This is a genomic window from Celeribacter sp. (assembly GCF_048270365.1).
GTDB lineage: Bacteria > Pseudomonadota > Alphaproteobacteria > Rhodobacterales > Rhodobacteraceae > Celeribacter.
Genome location: NZ_JBLWTA010000001.1, coordinates 450,090 through 464,966 on the forward strand (window position 1 = coordinate 450,090; position 14,877 = coordinate 464,966).

At 59.7% G+C, this 14,877-nt stretch carries 18 protein-coding genes; 13 read left to right on the top strand and 5 right to left on the bottom strand.

Going from position 1 to position 14,877, the window contains the following annotated elements; all coding sequences use genetic code 11:
* Positions 1-31 precede the first annotated feature (31 nt).
* From ACN0X0_RS02185 to ACN0X0_RS02220, 8 genes are all read left to right on the top strand, one after another.
* A complete protein-coding gene (locus ACN0X0_RS02185) occupies positions 32-739 on the top strand; it encodes an endonuclease/exonuclease/phosphatase family protein (RefSeq protein WP_417277826.1) in 708 nt (235 codons plus the stop codon).
* A 68-nt stretch (positions 740-807) separates the two neighbouring features.
* On the top strand, positions 808-1,026 hold the full coding sequence (locus tag ACN0X0_RS02190) for a DUF6500 family protein (RefSeq protein ID WP_417277827.1): 219 nt from the start codon (positions 808-810) through the stop codon (positions 1,024-1,026).
* Between the two features lie 127 nt (positions 1,027-1,153).
* Positions 1,154-2,419 (top strand): cation:proton antiporter, encoded by a 1,266-nt coding sequence (locus ACN0X0_RS02195; protein WP_417277828.1) that lies wholly within the window; start codon positions 1,154-1,156, stop codon positions 2,417-2,419.
* A complete protein-coding gene (locus ACN0X0_RS02200) occupies positions 2,416-3,249 on the top strand; it encodes a PhzF family phenazine biosynthesis protein (protein WP_417277829.1) in 834 nt (277 codons plus the stop codon). Before ACN0X0_RS02195 ends, ACN0X0_RS02200 begins: the two co-directional genes overlap by 4 nt.
* Before the next feature lie 113 nt (positions 3,250-3,362).
* The gene (locus tag ACN0X0_RS02205; RefSeq protein WP_226550475.1) at positions 3,363-3,773 is read left to right on the top strand and encodes a Fur family transcriptional regulator; all 411 of its coding nucleotides are present in this window, start codon (positions 3,363-3,365) and stop codon (positions 3,771-3,773) included.
* 121 nt (positions 3,774-3,894) lie between these two features.
* Positions 3,895-4,803 carry a DMT family transporter gene (locus ACN0X0_RS02210; RefSeq protein WP_417263044.1) on the top strand — a complete coding sequence of 303 codons (909 nt, stop codon included), beginning with the start codon at positions 3,895-3,897 and terminating at the stop codon, positions 4,801-4,803.
* Between the two features lie 152 nt (positions 4,804-4,955).
* Entirely contained in the window at positions 4,956-6,233 is a 1,278-nt protein-coding gene (gene eno, locus ACN0X0_RS02215; RefSeq protein WP_417277830.1) for a phosphopyruvate hydratase, read from the top strand.
* 26 nt (positions 6,234-6,259) lie between these two features.
* On the top strand, positions 6,260-6,457 hold the full coding sequence (locus ACN0X0_RS02220) for a hypothetical protein (protein ID WP_417277831.1): 198 nt from the start codon (positions 6,260-6,262) through the stop codon (positions 6,455-6,457).
* Between the two features lie 36 nt (positions 6,458-6,493).
* Here the strand turns inward: ACN0X0_RS02220 and ACN0X0_RS02225 are convergent, their stop codons facing one another.
* Positions 6,494-7,000, bottom strand: a complete 507-nt coding sequence (locus ACN0X0_RS02225; RefSeq protein ID WP_417277832.1) for a hypothetical protein — start codon at positions 6,998-7,000, stop codon at positions 6,494-6,496.
* A gap of 78 nt (positions 7,001-7,078) precedes the next feature.
* Here ACN0X0_RS02225 and ACN0X0_RS02230 point away from each other — a divergent pair, with 78 nt between their 5' ends.
* Positions 7,079-7,693, top strand: a complete 615-nt coding sequence (locus ACN0X0_RS02230) for a GNAT family N-acetyltransferase (protein ID WP_417277833.1) — start codon at positions 7,079-7,081, stop codon at positions 7,691-7,693.
* Between the two features lie 111 nt (positions 7,694-7,804).
* Here the strand turns inward: ACN0X0_RS02230 and ACN0X0_RS02235 are convergent, their stop codons facing one another.
* The gene (locus tag ACN0X0_RS02235; RefSeq protein WP_226550469.1) at positions 7,805-8,080 is read right to left on the bottom strand and encodes a glycine zipper 2TM domain-containing protein; all 276 of its coding nucleotides are present in this window, start codon (positions 8,078-8,080) and stop codon (positions 7,805-7,807) included.
* A 119-nt stretch (positions 8,081-8,199) separates the two neighbouring features.
* Here ACN0X0_RS02235 and ACN0X0_RS02240 point away from each other — a divergent pair, with 119 nt between their 5' ends.
* The gene (locus ACN0X0_RS02240) at positions 8,200-8,640 is read left to right on the top strand and encodes a cupin domain-containing protein (RefSeq protein ID WP_417277834.1); all 441 of its coding nucleotides are present in this window, start codon (positions 8,200-8,202) and stop codon (positions 8,638-8,640) included.
* A 241-nt stretch (positions 8,641-8,881) separates the two neighbouring features.
* On the opposite strand, the gene ACN0X0_RS02245 is transcribed toward ACN0X0_RS02240, so the two are convergent.
* A complete protein-coding gene (locus ACN0X0_RS02245; protein WP_417277835.1) occupies positions 8,882-9,994 on the bottom strand; it encodes an anhydro-N-acetylmuramic acid kinase in 1,113 nt (370 codons plus the stop codon).
* 72 nt (positions 9,995-10,066) lie between these two features.
* On the opposite strand from ACN0X0_RS02245, the gene tyrS reads away from it, so the two are divergent.
* Both tyrS and ACN0X0_RS02255 read left to right on the top strand, forming a co-directional pair.
* The gene (tyrS, locus tag ACN0X0_RS02250) at positions 10,067-11,332 is read left to right on the top strand and encodes a tyrosine--tRNA ligase (RefSeq protein ID WP_417277836.1); all 1,266 of its coding nucleotides are present in this window, start codon (positions 10,067-10,069) and stop codon (positions 11,330-11,332) included.
* A gap of 115 nt (positions 11,333-11,447) precedes the next feature.
* Positions 11,448-12,314 (top strand): hypothetical protein, encoded by an 867-nt coding sequence (locus tag ACN0X0_RS02255; RefSeq protein WP_417277837.1) that lies wholly within the window; start codon positions 11,448-11,450, stop codon positions 12,312-12,314.
* Positions 12,315-12,380: 66 nt separating this feature from the next.
* On the opposite strand, the gene ACN0X0_RS02260 is transcribed toward ACN0X0_RS02255, so the two are convergent.
* Positions 12,381-12,938 carry a peptidylprolyl isomerase gene (locus tag ACN0X0_RS02260; RefSeq protein ID WP_417263053.1) on the bottom strand — a complete coding sequence of 186 codons (558 nt, stop codon included), beginning with the start codon at positions 12,936-12,938 and terminating at the stop codon, positions 12,381-12,383.
* Positions 12,931-13,437 carry a peptidylprolyl isomerase gene (locus tag ACN0X0_RS02265; RefSeq protein ID WP_219784763.1) on the bottom strand — a complete coding sequence of 169 codons (507 nt, stop codon included), beginning with the start codon at positions 13,435-13,437 and terminating at the stop codon, positions 12,931-12,933. Before ACN0X0_RS02265 ends, ACN0X0_RS02260 begins: the two co-directional genes overlap by 8 nt.
* Before the next feature lie 192 nt (positions 13,438-13,629).
* On the opposite strand from ACN0X0_RS02265, the gene ACN0X0_RS02270 reads away from it, so the two are divergent.
* The gene (locus ACN0X0_RS02270) at positions 13,630-14,817 is read left to right on the top strand and encodes a phosphoglycerate kinase (protein ID WP_417277838.1); all 1,188 of its coding nucleotides are present in this window, start codon (positions 13,630-13,632) and stop codon (positions 14,815-14,817) included.
* Positions 14,818-14,877: the final 60 nt, after the last annotated feature.

The following is a 14,877-nucleotide window of genomic DNA, read 5'->3' on the forward strand; positions in this document are numbered from 1 at the left end:
AATCCTGTTGTTGAATGCCTATGTTAACCTGATGATACCAAAAGTGGAAACCGGCGCGCTGCGCCTCGCCTCATATAATCTGCGCAAATGCAAAGGCACGGATGGCAAACGCGCGCCGGGGCGGGTGCTGGACGTGATCAACAGCCTTGAGGCCGATGTCATCGCGTTGCAGGAGGCCGATCTGCGCTTGGGGCCACGCCCCGCCGCGCTGCCGTCCCGAATGATCGACACGCATACGGAGTTCACCGCCCTGCCCATCAACACTTCGCCTGTCTCCGTCGGCTGGCATGGCAACGCGATTTTGGTCCGCAAAGGGGCCTTGGTCGAGGCGGTGCATCGTTTCAATCTGCCGGGGCTGGAGCCGCGTGGGTCTGTGGCCGTGGATCTGCCGAACCTGCGGGTCGTTGGCGTACATTTGGGCCTGTTGCGCAGCTCGCGGCAGAAACAGCTTCACGCCATTCGTGCGCATCTGGCCAAACTCGACGACCGTCCCACCGTCATCTTGGGCGACTTCAACGAATGGTCGCGCACGCAGGGCCTCGATCCGCTGCGCGATGCCTTCGACATCCACGCGCCGGGGCGCTCGTTTCACGCCTCGCGCCCGATGGCCGCGCTGGACCGCATCGCCTTTACTCCCGCGTTAGAAATGCGCGACGCGGGCGTGGCGGAGACGGTTTTGTCGCGCCAAGCCTCCGATCATTTGCCGATCTGGGCCGATCTCAAGGCTTTGACGTCCTGATCCCGCCACATCACGCCTTGATCTCACACCCTCCTCGCCTATGGTCCGACAAAAAAGCGAGGCATGACATGCGCAACACTCTGCGGGCAAAAGCGATCAAAATCTGTGAAGAGAAGATCGCCAAGAAAGGCGACACGGTCGGCCTGTCCTTTTACGCCTTCTTTGCCAATAAAAATGACGATCCCGAGCTTTTGATGGAAGCCGCAGAATGGTGGATCAAGACCCATCGGCTCGATCACTTTGAAAAAGCAGCCAAAATTCGCGACATGATCCGCGCGGGGCTTTGAGGCGGGCCAACTCAGAGCTGCGCTCTTTGGAGGAGCGGTATGCGATAATCTGTGGTGCGCTGGCCAAGAAATCGTTTTAAACCCGACCCAAGACGATTTTTACGGTTCCCCCTTCAAGGCACTTCCCATGACACTTCTGCAAATCACCTCGCTTCTGATCGTGCTCGCCGGCGCGTTCGGGGCGATCAACTACCTGTTTTTGAAACTCCCCTCCTCCATCGGCATTCTCGTCGTGGCGCTCATCGCCTCTCTCGCGGTGATCGGACTTGATGCGATTTACCCCGCCTCGCTGGTCGAAGAGACCATCCGTGCCGAGGTTCTGGCCTTTGATTTCTCCGACACGCTGTTAGAGGGCATGTTGGGGCTGTTGCTCTTTGCGGGCGCGTTGCATGTGAAGGTCTCCGATCTCCGCGCGCAATGGCGGCCGGTGTTTCTCATGGCGACCTTGGGCGTGGCTCTGTCGACCGCCGTCGTCGGCGCGGGCTTTAGCTGGCTGACCGGTATGCCCCTGTTGATCGCGCTCACCTTCGGGGCGCTGATTTCGCCGACCGATCCGGTCGCGGTGCTGGGCGTGTTGCGGCAGGCGTCGCTGCCGAAAAGCCTTGAGACCAAGATCGCGGGCGAGAGCCTGTTCAACGACGGCGTGGGCTATGTGGTTTATCTTGTGCTGGTTGGCCTGGCCTTTGCGGGCACGGGGCACGGCGATGCGCATGGGAGTGAGAATGCCGTCGAAGGCGCACTCTGGCTCTTTGCCCAAGAGGCCATCGGCGGCGCTTTGTTGGGTCTTGTTTTGGGCTGGCTGACCTTCCGCGTGATGCGCCTCATTGATGACTATGCTCTGGAGGTGCTGATCACCTTGGGGCTCGCGTTCGGTGGCTATGAGCTGGCGGTCGCAATGCATGTGTCCGCCCCGATCATGGCGGTCTGCGCCGGGCTTTTGATCGGCGATGTAGGTGCGAAATACGGCATGTCCGAGGAAACCCGTCGCTATGTCGATGCCTTCTGGAAAATGATCGACGAGATCCTCAACGCCATTCTTTTCCTGATGATCGGTTTCGAGGTCTTCGCCGTGGCCTTTGACACCACCTCCGTCATCGGCGGGCTTATGGCCATCGTGCTGGCGCTCATCGCCCGTCTCACAGCGGTGGCAATCCCGGTGTTCCTGCTCAAACCCTTCTCGAATTTCTCGAAAGGCACCATCCCGATCATGACATGGGGCGGGCTCAAAGGCGGGATTTCCGTCGCCCTCGCGCTCTCCTTGCCCGACAGCGAATGGAAACCGCTGATCCTGACGGCGACCTATATCGTGGTGGTCTTCTCCATCATCGTCCAGGGCCTCACCGTCGCCGCCGTCGCCAAACGTGTCGGCCCTGAACCGGAGTTGGATGTATGACCCGCTACCTGACCTATGACGTCTTCACCGACCGTGCCTTTGGCGGCAATCCTCTGGCCGTCGTGCCGGAGGCGGACGCCCTTCCCGAAGAGTTGCTGCAAAAGATCGCACGCGAGTTCAACTATTCGGAGACGGTGTTTCTCTACCCGCCCGAGGAGGCGGGAAATACGGCACGGCTCAGGATCTTCACACCGACGATGGAGGTGCCTTTTGCCGGGCATCCCACCATCGGTGCGGCCGTGGCGCTCTCTGAGATGGGCTATGGGCCGGAGTTGCGGCTGGAGTTAAAGGTCGGGTTGATCACCGCGAAAGCGGCGGGTGGCAAGGCCGCATTCACCGCCATCCAGCCGCTGGAAACCCTCGCGCATCCTGAGGCGGCTCTGGTCGCGAAAGCGCTTGGCCTTTCCGAGAGCGATCTGAAAGCCGCGCCGGTGATGGCCGGAATGGGATTGGCCTTCACCTTCACGGAACTCACCTCGCGCGCGGCTTTGGCGCGCGTCACCTGCGACATCGCCAGCTTCCGCGAGGGCCACGCGCGCTACCCGATGGGCCTCGATTTTGCCCAAGCGCCCTATTGGCGCGACGGTGAGACCGTGCATCTACGCATGTTCGCGCCGCTCGATGACATTCCCGAAGACCCCGCGACCGGCTCCGCCGCAGCCGCCCTTGGACGGCTGTTCCAAGAGCGCGACGGGGGCGACATCACCATGACGATCCATCAAGGCGACGACATGGGCCGCCCCTCGCGAATCTCGGTCCATGCCACCCCCGAAGGCGTCACCATCGGCGGTCAGGCGATCCGCATGATGGAGGGCAAGCTGGTTTCTTGAGACCAGAGCAGACTATCCTTACAAAATGGTTTTGCGAGTAAGTCGCAAATGCGGGCTGGACCAATCCGGCCCGTTTTTTTACCTTTGGGCAGACCACCTGAGCCGGAGCCCTCATGACAGACACGATCCTGATGCGTTGCGAGGCCAAAGGCCTGCGCCTGACCGAGCAACGTCGCGTCATTGCCTCCGTGCTCGAAGAGGCGGTGGATCACCCGGATGCCGAGGAGCTTTACGCCCGCGCCTCCGCCAAAGACCCGAAAATTTCGCTGGCCACGGTGTACCGCACCGTGAAGCTGTTCGAAGAGCGCGGTATTTTGGACAAGCTCGAATTCGGTGACGGGCGCGCGCGCTATGAACCGGCGGATCGGGCGCATCACGACCACCTGATCGACATGGAAACCGGACAGGTCATCGAATTTGTCGACCCGGAGATCGAGGCGCTTCAGGAAAAGATCGCGGAGCGGCTGGGGTTCGATCTCAAGGGGCATCGCCTCGAACTTTTCGGCGTGCGCAAAAAGCGCTGAGCGCCTTGCGACCCGGGGTTGAGTGGTTTCGCCCTCCCCCGTCTGCGGCTTTTGAGGCCTCACAAAGCTTGCCGCTTGGGTGTCTGCCCCGCTAGGTCTGGGAAAACACTCAGGATCCCACATGCACAATCTGCGCGCCATTCTCATGATCATCGGTTCCATGGCCTTTTTCACCGTGGAGGACATGTTCATCAAACAGCTCTCCACCGTGATGCCGGTGGCGGAGGTGCTGCTGTTGATTTGTATCGGCTGCGCGGCGATTTTCACGATCTGGGCTCTGCTGCGCCGTGACCGCATTTTCACTGCGCGCAATTGGCGCCCCATGATCCTCTTGCGGGCTTCGACCGAAGCCGTTGGGTCCATTGCTTTCGTCACGGCCTTGTCCCGGGTGGAGATTTCCACCGTCGGCGCCGTCTTTCAATCCATGCCGCTGGTCGTCACCCTCGGAGCGGCGGTCTTCCTCAAGGAACGTGTCGGATGGCGACGCTGGAGCGCGATTTCTGTCGGTTTCATCGGCGTTTTGATGATCATTCGCCCCGGGTTCTCCGCGTTTGAGCCGCAGGCGCTTTGGGTGCTCGTCGCGGTGGTGGCCGTGGCGGCACGCGACCTGATGACACGGGTGATGGATGTGGCCGTGCCCTCCACCGTCGTGTCCATGCAAGCCTACCTCGCAGTCCTGCCTGCCGCCCTTCTGGCGCTTTGGGTCTCGGGCGCCACGCCGGTTGCCCCTGATCTCACGCTGTCTGGCATGTTGGCCATCGCGATGCTCGCGGGCACTTTGGGCTATGCGCTGATCGTGTCAGGCATGCGGCTGGGCGATGCGTCCGCCGTCACGCCGTTTCGCTATGCGCGGCTCGTGTTTACCATGATCGGCGGCATTCTGGTCTTTGGCGAACGGCCCGATATGATGACCTATCTCGGCTCTGCGCTGATCATCGCCTCCGGCCTCTATAGCTTCCTGCGCGAACGCAAATTGGCGCGGCTGGATCGCGACATGTTGATGGCAGACCTCGAAGCGCCCAGAATCTGACGCCAGATTTAACGCCACTTCAGACCGCGTCTGTTTCAAAGAGTTGGCCGTTGTTAGCGCATGGGTTGTTGACCTGCCCGCCCCGGCTGGTATCAAACAGGCAACTGGCCCGCCAACCGAATTGCCCACCAAATTGAAAAGGGACACCTTCAATGAGCACCATCATCGACATCATCGGTCGCGAAATTCTCGACAGCCGCGGCAATCCGACCGTGGAAGTGGACGTCATTCTGGAAGACGGCACCATGGGCCGCGCCGCCGTGCCGTCGGGCGCCTCCACCGGTGCGCACGAAGCCGTGGAAAAGCGCGACGGTGACACGTCCCGCTATCTGGGCAAAGGCGTTTTGGAAGCCGTCGCCGCCGTAAACGGTGAGATTGCCGAAGCGCTCGTCGGCATGGACGCCACCGAACAAGAAGCCCTCGACGCCGTGATGATCGAACTCGATGGCACGCCCAACAAAGGCCGCCTCGGTGCCAACGCCATCCTCGGCGTGTCTCTGGCCGCTGCCAAAGCCGCCGCGGATTACTCCGCCCTGCCGCTTTACCGCTACGTCGGTGGCTCCTCGGCCCGCGTTCTGCCGGTGCCGATGATGAACATCATCAACGGTGGCGAGCACGCCGACAACCCGATCGATTTCCAGGAATTCATGATCATGCCTGTTTCGGCCACGAACGTGAAAGAAGCGATCCGCATGGGCGCCGAAGTGTTCCACACGCTGAAAAAAGAGCTCTCCGCCGCAGGTTACAACACCGGCATCGGTGATGAGGGCGGCTTTGCGCCGAACATCTCCTCGACCCGCGAAGCGCTGGATTTCGTGCTCTCCGCCATCGAGAAAGCCGGCTACAAACCGGGCGAAGACATCTACCTCGCGCTCGATTGCGCCTCGACCGAGTACTACGAGGGCGGCAAATACGAGATGAAGGGCGAAGGCAAATCGCTGACGTCCGAGCAAAACGCCGACTACCTCGTCGAGCTGTGCAACGATTACCCGATCATCTCCATCGAAGACGGCATGGCCGAGGACGACTGGGCCGGTTGGAAGCTTTTGACCGACAAACTCGGAGATAAAGTCCAGCTCGTGGGTGACGATCTCTTCGTGACCAACCCGGAGCGTCTGGCGTCGGGCATCGAGCAAGGCGTGGCGAACTCCATGCTGGTCAAAGTGAACCAAATCGGGTCCCTCTCCGAGACGCTCAAAGCCGTCGATATGGCCCACCGCGCGCGCTACACCAACGTGATGTCGCACCGTTCGGGCGAGACCGAGGACGCGACGATTGCCGATCTCGCTGTGGCGACCAACTGCGGTCAGATCAAGACGGGTTCCATGTCGCGCTCCGACCGGATGGCGAAATACAACCAGCTGATCCGCATCGAGGAACAACTGGGCGCGACGGCAGAATATGCCGGGACGTCGATTTTGAAGAAGTAAACAAAACAAAAGGTTAAAGGGTAAGCATGTTAAAATATCTAGGCGGGATCATCCTGATCTCTTTCGGCGTGGTGATGTATTTCCTGCCGAATATTCTGGGGATGACGGATGAGCCCGCTGTGGTGGACTCGGCCCAAACATATGGGCCTCTCATCATTCTCTGCGGCTTTGCACTGTGCGTCGTGATTGGCGTGACCGCAAAGAAGAAGAGCCAAGAGAACTAAGTGAAAAGCCCCGCCGGATTGGTGGGGCTTTTTGTTTTAGTCACGCTTATCGAGCAATGCGACCCAATCCATATGGGGCCCAATCGTATTAAGAATACTATCGTCGATCACTCGCGATCTGCTGAGTTCTTTTTTACAGAGAGCAACATATTCCTGAATCGAAGACCAGATGCCTTGATTGGAGTAGCGCCGAGCAAACCCAAGATCGACTTCAGGTGCCAGTTTCCAAGTTCTAAAGGTGAAAACCTTTTTTCTATTCAGTCCGTTGCGCTGCTTTTCTGAGCTAAAATATTCGCCTCTTATCTGGCTCCCAAGAAAATGCAAACGTATGTAGGCAATGATCTCGTTGAATTGCCAAGGGCCATACTTACCGTCGATATGGTGTCCGAAGGATTGCTTCAAATGTTCAGAAGGTTCATATCCCTCAATACGTGCACGCATGCGGTCAAATTGTTTTTCTTTCCTGTTCTCAATAAGCTGATAGTAGTGCTCTTCAGAAATTCGATAGACAGGCAAGTCAAAGAAGTAAGTATCAGCGGGCATCTAGGCATCCATATCTATCCAACGAAATTGAGATTATCTTAATTGAACTTCTCAATTTCATGCAGCAATTTGTATCCCATGAAAACCTCCCCCCTCCCCAGCCCGCTCCCTGACGGCACCCACGAGCTGCCCTCCGGCAAGCTCGCCGCCATTGTCACTTACCTCGAAATGTTCAAACGCCCCGCCCCACGACCTGCGCCGGAGCAGCCGGGGTTGGAGCTGATCCGCCATGAGGCGCCCGGACTTGAGTGGTATCGTGCACTTTACGCCCGTGTCGGCGCGGATTGGCTTTGGTTTTCAAGGATGTATATGGCGGATGACGCGCTTGCCGCGATCCTGACCGATCCGAATGTCGAGGTCTATTCGGTCCGCAAAGACGGCGCGGATCTCGGACTTTTGGAATTGGATTTCCGCGATCCCGACAATACCGAACTGGCGTTTTTCGGGCTGGATGAGAGCCTCATTGGCGGCGGCACCGGGCGGTGGTTAATGGAGCACGCTTTGGACAAGGCGTTTGCGCACCCGATCAAGCGGTTCTTCGTTCACACCTGTACGCTCGACAGTCCGCAGGCCGTGGGGTTCTACATCCGCTCAGGCTTCACCCCCTACGCCCGCGCCATCGAGGTGATGGACGATCCGCGCATGAATGGCCCGCTGGCGAAGACGGCCGCGCCGCAAATTCCGATGATCTGAAAGGCTCATAGCAAAAGGCCCCGCAACATTGCGAGGCCTTTGAAAACAAACACTCTGAACGGAAACCTAAACACTGGTCACGTCACAAGCTCTTAGGCAAGCCTTGCGCTCTTACGGGCATTTCGCCGTGTAATAGGTGCCGTCACCGTTGGAGTAGGCACAGGTCGCAGCGCTCGCATCCTTGGCGACCAGAGCGCCGGCAGCAGCGCCACCCAGCGTGGCCAGAACGGTCCATTCGTCATTGGACCCAAGCGCATCGGCAGTGATGTAGCCCAGACCAGCACCGGCAGCAGCGCCGACGCCGGTGCTCATGTCGGTGTTGCTCATCTGACAAGCGGCGAGTGCGGGCGCGGCAAAGGCCATCGCCAAAAGGATTTTCTTGGACATGGAAGTCTCCCGTTGATCTTATTGCTGTGGGGTCAACGTCGGCCTCGCCGGAATGGTTCCTGAAAAACTGTACTAAACGTGCAAATGCGTGAGCGAGAACAAGGTAAACATTTGAAATTATGACAAAAGAAATTTCCGCAGACGAGATCATCGCAAAGCTGAACCTGAAGCCTCACCCCGAGGGCGGGCATTATCGGCAAACCTGGATCGCCGAGACGGACGGCGATGCGCGGGCGGCGGGGACCTGTATCTATTTCCTGCTCAGGGCGGGCGAGCAAAGCCATTGGCACCGGGTCGATGCAACGGAGATTTGGCATTACTACGCGGGCGCGCCCTTGGTGCTGTCTCTGTCGGAGACGGAAGACGGCCCGGCGCGGGATTTTGTCCTCGGGCCTAATTTACTGGCCGGAGAAGCGCCCCAGCTCATCGTGCCACCGCATCATTGGCAGGCGGCCAAGACGACAGGAGACTGGACGCTGGTCGGCTGTACGGTCTCGCCGGGGTTCCGGTTCGAAGGCTTTGATCTGGCCGCGGCTGATTTTGAGATTCCGCGCAGCTGATTGGGGCCATGGCAAAGATAATGCCGGGTTACGGGGAATACTGTCGCGTTTTTCCCCACAGATTTGGCAAAATGGTAAGGTTTTCCAGACTGGCTTAAAACTGACGTTAGGTTAACCTAAACCTGTTAACCAGTGTCGGGGGGGGAACCAGTGATCACACGTTTTCCCATTGTTTCGAGTTTTGGGCCCGGCGGAGTTGCACCTCGCAAGCTGCCGGGTCTCGTTCTCCTCCCATTTTAACCTATTCCGTTTTCCCCAGATCAGGCCGCGAAATGCGCCCGCCCCCGATCGCAGTCCGCACGCCAGTCGTCATGGGTGCAGAGGTCGGCATCCCGTAGATCACCCGCACCGCGAGATAGGCAAAGGCCTGCGCCTCGAGCATATCGCCATCGAGCCCCACGTCTTCGACCGGCAACACAGTGCAATCCACCCCCGCCGCAATCATCGCCATCAGCGTCGCGTTGTGACGCCCGCCGCCGGTGACATAGAGCGCCGTCGGCGGCTCCGGACAATGGTCCATGGCGCGGGCAACGGAGGCGGCGGCAAAGGCGGTCAGGGTGGCGGCGGCATCCGCGTCGGACAGCGACTGGACCGCCTCAAGGACACCGTGGAAATCGTTCCGATCCAGAGATTTCGGCGGCATTTTGTAGAAATAAGGATGCTCAAGGCCTTTGGCGACGATGTCCATCTCCGGCTGACCCGCGGCGGCCAGTGCGCCCCCCGCATCATGGGTCTCGCCCCGGCGCGCGCGCATCAGATCGTTCACCGGCGCATTCGCGGGGCCAGTGTCAAAGGCCAGCAAAGCGCCGGGCGCTGCCGGGTCCTCCACAGAGGGATCGACCCAAGTCAGATTTCCGACACCGCCGAGATTGAGGAAGGCGACCGGCGCCTCGGCCCCGATATAGCGCGCCAATGCATGGTGGAAAAAGGGCGCCAAAGGCGCGCCCTGCCCGCCCATTTCGACATCCGCCGTGCGGAAATCCCAGACCACAGGCACGCCCGTGACCTCGGCCAAAACCGCGCCGTCGCCCGCCTGATAGGTGCGGCCGTCATCGGGGGCGTGGTTCAAGGTCTGGCCATGAAAGCCGATCAACTCATAGCCCTCAAGCCCCGACAGGGCCTCCGCATGGGCCGTCTCGATCAGTTCGGTCAACGCGTTTGACGCCTGCCAGGTGCCAAGCTCGGCGCGGAACAGCTCTTGTTCCACCTCCGAATAGCCGCGAAAGTGGCTCTCGCCGAAGTCGAAAATCTCGACACCGTCGGTTTTCAACATGGCCACATCCACCCCGTCCAGAGACGTGCCGGACATACATCCGGCAGCCCAGATCGGAGACTTCTTACCCTGACTGCTCATCACACTCTTTCCCTTTGGTGCGCACCCCGATATATCAGGCCCCGCTGACCCTTTGAACGGAAAATGTGACAGATGACCTACCATCCCAAATCGGAATTCCTGCGCGTGATCATCGAGCGCGGGTTCTTGGCCGATTGCACCAATTTGCAAGAGCTGGACGACGCGCTGAACAACGGGATGGTGACCGCCTATATCGGCTATGACGCCACGGCGAAATCGCTGCACGTCGGGCATCTGTTGAACATCATGCTGCTGCGCTGGTTCCAGAAGACCGGCAACAAGCCGATCACGCTGATGGGCGGCGGCACCACGAAGGTGGGCGATCCGTCTTTCCGCTCCGACGAACGCCCGCTTTTGGGGCCGGAGCAGATCGACGAGAACATCGCGGGCATGCAGCAGGTGTTCGATCGCTACCTCGATTACGCAGAGGACGAAGCACAGCCCGGCAATGGCGCGCTCATGCGCAACAATGCCGAGTGGCTCGACAGCCTGAACTACCTCGACTTCCTGCGCGACATCGGGCGGCATTTCTCCGTGAACCGGATGCTGTCTTTTGAGAGCGTGAAATCGCGTCTGGATCGCGAGCAATCGCTGTCCTTCCTCGAATTCAACTACATGATTTTGCAGGCGTATGACTTCTTGGAACTGAACCGTCGCTACGGCTGTCTTTTGCAGATGGGCGGATCGGATCAGTGGGGCAATATCGTCAACGGCATCGACCTGACGCGCCGCGTTTTGGACAATGACATCTACGGATTGACCACGCCGCTTTTGACCACCTCGGATGGCCGCAAGATGGGCAAATCCCAAGGCGGCGCGGTCTGGCTCAACGGCGATATGCTGTCGCCCTATGAGTTCTGGCAGTTCTGGCGCAACACCACGGATGCCGACACCGGGCGCTTCCTCAAGCTCTACACCGATCTGCCGGTCGAAGAGTGCGAGCGTCTCGGCGCGCTTGAAGGCTCCGAGATCAACGAAGCCAAGATCATCCTCGCCAATGAGGTCACCACGCTGTTGCATGGTGCCGAGGCCGCGAAAGCCGCGGAAGCCACCGCGCGCGAGGTCTTCGAGAAAGGCGGCGTGGGCGATGATCTTCCGACCGTGGAACTGGCGGCGTCGGACATTGGCGACGGCATTTCCATCGTGCAGCTTTTCGTCAAATCCGGCCTCTCTGACAGCGGCAAAGCAGCAAAACGCCTGTTTTCCGAGGGCGGTGCCAAGGTGAATGACGAGGACCACAAGGACGCAGGCCTTCTGGTGACGGCTGATATGCTCAAGGAGCCGATGAAGCTTTCGGCAGGCAAAAAGCGCCACGCTTTGGTGGTCTGCAAGGGCTAAATTCCGCCCGAAATCACGAAATGATCCAAAGCCGCGCAGCATCTGCGCGGTTTTGTGATATTGAAGGACGCTGATCTTCATGGATTTTTTCCATTTTCAGGCGCAAAATACACGCATGAAGAGAGTCGCATTCCTCCCCCTTGTTCTCATGGGCCTCGCCAGCACGGCTGAGGCGCAATCTTTTGACGCGAGCCAATGGATCACCGGCGACGGCTGGATCGCGCTTGGCGCATCGACCCTCGATGCCGAAGAGGCATGGCTGGGCGGCGATGGCACATGGACCACTGCTTGGGATGGGCTCGGGCTGAGTTTCGGGGCCTTTGGCACCCTGGGGCGCGAACATGAGACCTATGCGGCGCTGAGCTATAGCCTCAGCTCCGGCGCCCGCTTCGAGATCGGCAATCCGCGCCCGGCCTATGACCAATTCGCCCGCCCGCTGATTTCCGACGTCATGCTGCCGGAGGCACTTAGGCGCACCGAGACGGGGTTTAGCCGTTTGACCAATGGCACGATCACCGAAAGCCAATACCTGCCCTACGGCGTGAGCTATCAAACCGAAGGCGTGGCAACCTCGCTCCATTATGTCGATGACTATGACGCCACGATTCTGGGCCTTGGCGGCGGCTGGCAGAGCGGCGCGTGGCAAATCGAGGTGGCGCTGGAATATGTCGATGGCGACACCAATGATGCCAATGCGAAACTGCAAGGGCGCTATCAATTGGGCGCGGGCGAGATGTTCGGCACACTGTCCTATAATGAGGCCAATGACGCCCCCGCCGCAGTGGAACTGGCCTATCGTCACCAAGTGACGGATCGGCTGTCCCTGACCGAATTGGTCTCTGTGCCCTTTGAGGAGCCTGAGGATGGCGTGGCGCTTTTGGGGGCGAATATCTACCTGCGCGGATCGACGTCTCTGGATGTGTCGGGCGGCTATGGCGCGGGGGATGGATTGGCCTCTGCGGCGGTGCGCTTCGAGTTTTAAACCTGACAGTCGGACATGAAAAAGGGCGCCCGAGAGCGCCCTTCCTATTTGATATGTTTGAGGAAATTACTCTGTGACGGTGACAGAGGTCATCACATCCGGCTCACCGATGACGGCGCCGTTCGGGCCGGTGCCGCGTTTGATCTGATTGACCACATCCATGCCGGACGTCACCTTGCCGACCACGGTGTATTGACCGTCGAGATGCGGCGCGGGCGCGAACATGATGAAGAACTGCGCATTGGCAGAGTTCGGGTTCTGGCTACGCGCCATGCCGACGACGCCGGTGTCAAAGGACTGATCCGAAAACTCGGCCTTCAGATCGGGATAGGTGGAGCCACCACGCCCGGCCATCTGCATCGAGAAATCGGCAGCGCCCATTTTGCCATATTGCACATCGCCCGTTTGCGCCATGAAGCCGTCGATCACGCGATGAAACACGACATTGTCATAGGCGCCCTCAGAAGCGAGTTTCGTGATCTGCTCGACATGGCCCGGGGCCACATCATCGAACAGGTCGATATGGACGACACCATTGGCCTCGCCCGAGACGGTGATGTCGAGCCCGGTCGCGAAGGCCGGCCCCGCCACCAGAGCGGCGATCAGGGTGAGCGACTTAAGCATCGGCGGCCACTTTCATGGAGATCATCGCGTCGGGGTACATCGGCGGCTCGCCACGGGTGATCTTGTCGACGGCATCCATGCCGGAGATCACACGGCCATAGACCGTGTACTGGCGGTTGAGGAAGTGGTTGTCGGAGAAGTTGATGAAGAACTGCGAATTGGCGGAGTTCGGGTTCTGCGACCGCGCCGCACCGATGGTGCCGCGATCATGCGGAATGCCGGAGAACTCAGCCGGAAGATCCGGCAGATCGGAGCCGCCGGTGCCCGCACGACGCAGCTCGAAGTCTTTGTTTTGGTTTCCGAATTTCACGTCACCCGTCTGTGCCATGAAGCCGTCGATCACGCGGTGGAACACCACGCCGTCATAGGCGCCGGAACGCGCAAGCTCTTTCATCCGTTCGCAATGCTTGGGCGCGATGTCGGGCAGAAGCTCGATGACCACTTCACCGCCTTCGAGCGTGATGATGATCGTGTTTTCAGGGTCTTTGATGTCGGCCATGATTGGCTCCTTCCGGATAGAAAACGGTCAAAATTTTGCACAGTTTAATCTGCGCATGAGACGAGGGAAAGGCCGAACTCATCACAAGCCTGCCCATCTGCACCCGCCACAACTCACGGTGGTTGACGAAGCGGTGATCAGAGTTCAAACAAGTGTCAGACGCCAAACCCTCCCCCGAAAGGACCGATTGCTATGGCTTGGAAAACCCTCGATGATATGGAGCTGGCCGGCAAGGTCGTGCTGACCCGTGTGGACATCAACGTGCCCGTGGCCGATGGCAAAGTGACCGACGCCACCCGGATTGAGCGGATCAAGCCGACGATCGACGACATTCTGGAAAAAGGCGGCAAGCCAGTGCTTTTGGCGCATTTCGGGCGTCCGAAAGGTCAGGTCGTGCCGGAGATGAGCCTTGGGCTGATCAAGGACGCTGTGTCCGACGTGCTCGGCGTGCCGGTGAAATTTGCGAGCGACTGCATCGGCGGTCCGGCAAAAGAGGGTGTGGGGGAGCTTGGCGAAGGCGAAGTTCTGTTGCTGGAAAACACCCGCTTCCATGAGGGCGAGACCAAGAACGACGGCCAATTCGCCGCCTCCCTCGCCGCTCTGGGCGATGTCTACGTCAACGACGCTTTCTCTGCGGCGCACCGTGCACATGGCTCGACCGAAGGCGTCGCGAAGCTCCTGCCCTCCTGCGCCGGTCGTTTGATGCAAGCCGAGCTTTCCGCACTCGAAACCGCCTTGGCCACCCCGGAACGCCCGGTCGTGGCCGTGGTCGGTGGCGCGAAAGTCTCGACCAAGCTCGACCTTCTGGGCAATCTGGTCCGCAAGGTCGATTATCTGGTGATCGGCGGCGGCATGGCCAACACGTTCCTGGCCGCCGAGGGCGTCGATGTGGGCAAATCGCTTTGTGAGCATGATCTGGCCGACACCGCGCGCGAAATCATCAAGAAAGCCGACGAGGCCGGATGCGAGATCGTGCTGCCGGTCGATGTCGTCATCGCCCGCGAGTTCAAGGCACATGCCGAAAACGAGGTCGTGCCGGTGACCGAATGCCCGGCGGATGCGATGATTTTCGACGCGGGTCCAAAATCAGTCGAGCGCATCAGCGAGATCATCGAAGGCGCCAAGACTTTGATCATGAACGGCCCGCTTGGGGTGTTCGAACTTGAGCCCTTTGGCAAAGGCACCTTCGCGATGATCGAAAAGATCGCCGAGCAAACCAAGGCGGGCGCTTTGGTGTCGGTCGCGGGCGGCGGCGACACGGTGGCCTCGATCAACGCCTCGGGCCACGGCGAGGATTTCACCTATATCTCAACCGCAGGCGGCGCCTTCCTTGAGTGGATGGAGGGCAAGGAATTGCCCGGGGTTGTGGCCCTTGGCTAAGCGTTCAAGGCCCGCCGGTTCTGGCGGGCCTTTTCATTTCTACCCCCCCCGTGAGGCAGG